This is a genomic window from Azospirillum isscasi (assembly GCF_030849505.1).
Taxonomy (GTDB): Bacteria; Pseudomonadota; Alphaproteobacteria; order Azospirillales; family Azospirillaceae; genus Azospirillum; species Azospirillum isscasi.
This window is the reverse complement of the sequence record NZ_JAUJFI010000274.1, coordinates 1-3882: the sequence shown is the minus strand read 5'-3', so window position 1 is coordinate 3882 and position 3882 is coordinate 1. Positions and strand designations below refer to the sequence as shown.

The window sequence follows — 3882 nt, the reverse complement described above, 5'->3', positions numbered from 1 at the left end:
CAAGTGAACCTTGCTGCCCATGCCAAATCAGGTGGAGCGGGCCAGCCTCAATGGAAGCCTTCACGCGCCGTCCGTATCACTCCACCCGCGTGACGGGCGCCCCCTCCGGCGGGCGGGAACCGCGGGCGATCAGCGCATCGCGGATCTCCTCCAGCAGCACCTCCTGGCGCGGCGGCGCCTTGGGCTTGGAATCGTTCAGGAAATGCAGGCGGTTGACCTGCCGCACGACGAGGAACAGCGCGCCCGCCACGATGAAGAAATTGATGAGGGCGTTGATGAAGCGGCCATAGTTGACGGTCGCCGCCCCCGCCGCCTCCGCCGCGGCGAGGCTCTCGTACTGGCCGCCGGACAGGTTCAGGAAATAGTTGGAGAAGTCGATCCCGCCCATGATCCAGCCGATGGGCGGCATCAGGACATCCTTGACCAGCGAGTTGACGATGCCGGTGAAGGCCGCGCCGATGATGATGCCGACGGCCAGTTCCACGACGTTGCCGCGGCTGATGAAGGTTTTGAATTCCTGCAACATGGCTGCGCTCCCGCTTTTGATGGGAGAACGCCGAAGCCCAGCCGAAGTTCAAACCCGCAACGGGAAAGGGCCGAACCTCGCGGCCCGGCCCTCCCTCTACGGAACATTCCCGACGGAAACGCTTACGCGACCTTGCCGTGGCAATGCTTGTACTTCTGGCCCGACCCGCAGGGGCAGGGGGAGTTGCGCGGCGTGTTCGCCCAGGCGTTGGGGTCGGAGGCGCCGGGCACCACCGAGGCGGCCTCCCGCCGGACCATGCCGGCGGGCAGCGGCGCGTCGGCGGGCGGGTAGCCCTGCCCGGCCCCGGCTCCCGCCTCGGCCCCCGCTCCGGCCATGGCCAGCGCCGGATCGTCGCGGCCCTCGTGCATCTCCTGCGGCGGACGGGCGTAGAGGTCTTCCGGCTGCGGGGCGATGCGGATCTCGACATGCATCAGCACGGCGGTCACCTGCTCGCGCAGGGTCGACAGCATGGTCTCGAACAGTTCGAACGCTTCGCGCTTGTACTCGTTGAGCGGGTCCTTCTGCGCGTAGGCGCGGAGCGAAATGCCCTGGCGGAGATGATCGAGCTGGAGCAGATGGTCCTTCCACTCCTGGTCGAGGATCTGGAGGAGCAGGCTCTTCTCGACGTGGCGCATCGTTTCGGCGCCGTAATTCTCCACCTTCTCCGCGTATTTGCGGTCGGCGGCCTCACGGACGCGCTCCTCGATCTCCGGCTCGGCGATGCCCTCTTCCTTGGCCCACTCGGCGACCGGCAGGTCCATGCCCAGAAGGCGGTTCACCTCCTCGTGCAGGCCGGCGATGTCCCAGGCTTCGGAATAGGAGTTCGGCGGGATCGCCTTGTTGACCATGTTGGAGATGACCTGATGGCGCATCTCCAGGACGGTCTCGGCGATGTCCTCCGTGTCCATGATCTCGCGGCGCTGCTCGTAGACGACCTTGCGCTGGTCGTTCATCACGTTGTCGAACTTGAGCAGGTTCTTGCGGACTTCGAAGTGATGGGCCTCGACCTTGGTCTGGGCCTTCTCCAGCGCCTTGTTGATCCAGGGGTGGATGATCGCCTCCCCCTCCTTCAGGCCCAGGCGCTGGAGCATGCCGTCCATGCGCTCCGACCCGAAGATGCGCATCAGGTCGTCTTCCAGCGACAGGAAGAACTTCGACGCGCCCGGATCGCCCTGACGGCCCGAACGGCCGCGGAGCTGGTTGTCGATGCGGCGGCTCTCGTGCCGCTCCGTGCCGATGACGTAGAGGCCGCCGGCCTGCTTCACCAGATCGCGCGCCTCGGCCACCTCGGCATGGATCTGCTTGACCTTGGCGTCGCGCTCCGGCCCGTCCGGCAGGTTGGCCAGCTCGGTCGCGATGCGCATCTCGACGTTGCCGCCAAGCTGGATGTCGGTGCCGCGGCCCGCCATGTTGGTGGCGACCGTGACGGCGCCCGGACGGCCCGCCTGGGCGACGATGTAGGCTTCCTGCTCGTGGTGGCGGGCGTTCAGCACGTTGTGCGGGATGCCGCGCTTCTTCAGCAGATCGGCGATCAGTTCCGACTTCTCGATGGAGGTGGTGCCGACCAGCACCGGCTGCTGGCGCTTGCGGGCGTCCTCGATCAGGTCGACGATCGCGTCGTACTTCTCCGACGCCTTCCGATAGACCTCGTCGTCCATGTCCTTGCGCTGGACCGGCACGTTCGTCGGCATGTCCACGACCTCCAGGCCGTAGATCTCCGCGAACTCCGCCGCCTCGGTCATCGCCGTGCCGGTCATGCCGGCCAGCTTCGGGTAGAGGCGGAAATAATTCTGGAAGGTGATGGAGGCCAGCGTCTGGTTCTCGCGCTGGATCGTCACCTTCTCCTTCGCCTCCAGCGCCTGGTGCAGGCCCTCCGAATAGCGGCGGCCCTCCATCATGCGGCCGGTGAACTCGTCGATGATGATGACCTTGTCGTCCTTGACGATGTAGTCCTTGTCGCGCTGGAACAGCGTGTGGGCGCGCAGCGCCTGCTGGGAATGGTGGACCAGCGCCACGTTCTGGATGTCGTACAGCCCGCCCGTCTTCAGCAGCCCGGCCTGGGACAGAAGCTGCTCGATGTGCTCCTGTCCGGCTTCCGACAGGCTGACCGTGCGGTTCTTCTCGTCCATCTCATAGTCGTCCCGCGTGAGCTGCGGGATCAGGCGGTCCACCTGCACGTACATTTCCGACGAATCGGTGGACGGGCCGGAGATGATCAGCGGGGTGCGCGCCTCGTCGATCAGGATCGAGTCGACCTCGTCCACGATGGCGAAGTTGAAGGCCCGCTGGACCATGTCCTCCAGCCGGAACTTCATGTTGTCGCGCAGATAGTCGAAGCCGAATTCGTTGTTCGTGCCGTAGGTGATGTCGGCGGCGTAGGCGGCGCGGCGCTCCTCGTCGTCCAGCCCGTGCACGATGCAGCCGGTGGTCAGGCCGAGGAAGCCGTAGATGCGCCCCATCCAGGCGCTGTCGCGCGAGGCCAGATAGTCGTTCACGGTGACGACGTGGACGCCCTTGCCCTCCAGCGCGTTCAGGTAGACGGCCAGCGTGGCGACCAGCGTCTTGCCTTCGCCGGTGCGCATCTCGGTGATCTTGCCCTGGTGCAGGACCATGCCGCCCATGAGCTGCACGTCGTAATGCCGCTGCCCCAGCACGCGCTTGCCGGCCTCGCGCACGGTGGCGAAGGCGTCGGGCAGGATGGCGTCGAGCGTCTCGCCCTGCGACAGCCTGCCGCGCAGCCAGTCGGTGCGGGCGCGCAGTTCGTCGTCGGAGAGCTTCTCCAGCTCGGGCTCCAGCGCGTTGATCTGCTGGACGGATTTTTGCAGCGCCTTGACCGTGCGCGTGTTGGCGGTGCCGAAAATCTTGCGGGCGAGAGCACCGAACATGAAAACCTCGGGGGTGGAACGTCGTGAAGCCGGCTTTTTGACCGGTCTCACATAGGCCCGAAGCAAGTTTCTGTCAACGAGACCCGCCCCTTTGAACGGCGTATCGCGGGGGGGTGCCGGCTCTGCCGATGAGCGGCGCGGCTTGCGGCCCGCCATGGAAGCACCACCGTTCCGCCGCCATATCGCCTTGAACGCGGTCGACAGAAGGCGCCACGGCTGCGCATCGCGGCCGCGTGCACGACCGCTTGCCCCGCGCGGCGAAGCCATGCTTAATCCCCGCGGATTCGGGCGCGGGGCCGGACAGCCCGCACAGCGGCCGCCCGTCATAAAGAAGCCTGTGACAAGACACATCCGCCGGAAGGAAGAGACCCCATGGTGAATCGAGTGTTCCGCGCCGCCCTGCTGTCGATGGCCGCCTGCGGCGTCGCGCTGGCCGCGCACGCCCAGACCCCGGCCCCCGCCGCCCCTGCC

General features: G+C 66.6%; 2 protein-coding genes. Both read right to left on the bottom strand.

The window, feature by feature from the left end; genetic code table 11:
• Positions 1 to 76 precede the first annotated feature (76 nt).
• Positions 77 to 526, bottom strand: coding sequence for a large conductance mechanosensitive channel protein MscL (gene mscL / locus QSG27_RS27995; protein WP_306712014.1), 450 nt, complete (start codon positions 524 to 526; stop codon positions 77 to 79).
• A gap of 122 nt (positions 527 to 648) precedes the next feature.
• Entirely contained in the window at positions 649 to 3411 is a 2763-nt protein-coding gene (gene secA, locus QSG27_RS27990; RefSeq protein WP_306712013.1) for a preprotein translocase subunit SecA, read from the bottom strand.
• Positions 3412 to 3882: the final 471 nt, after the last annotated feature.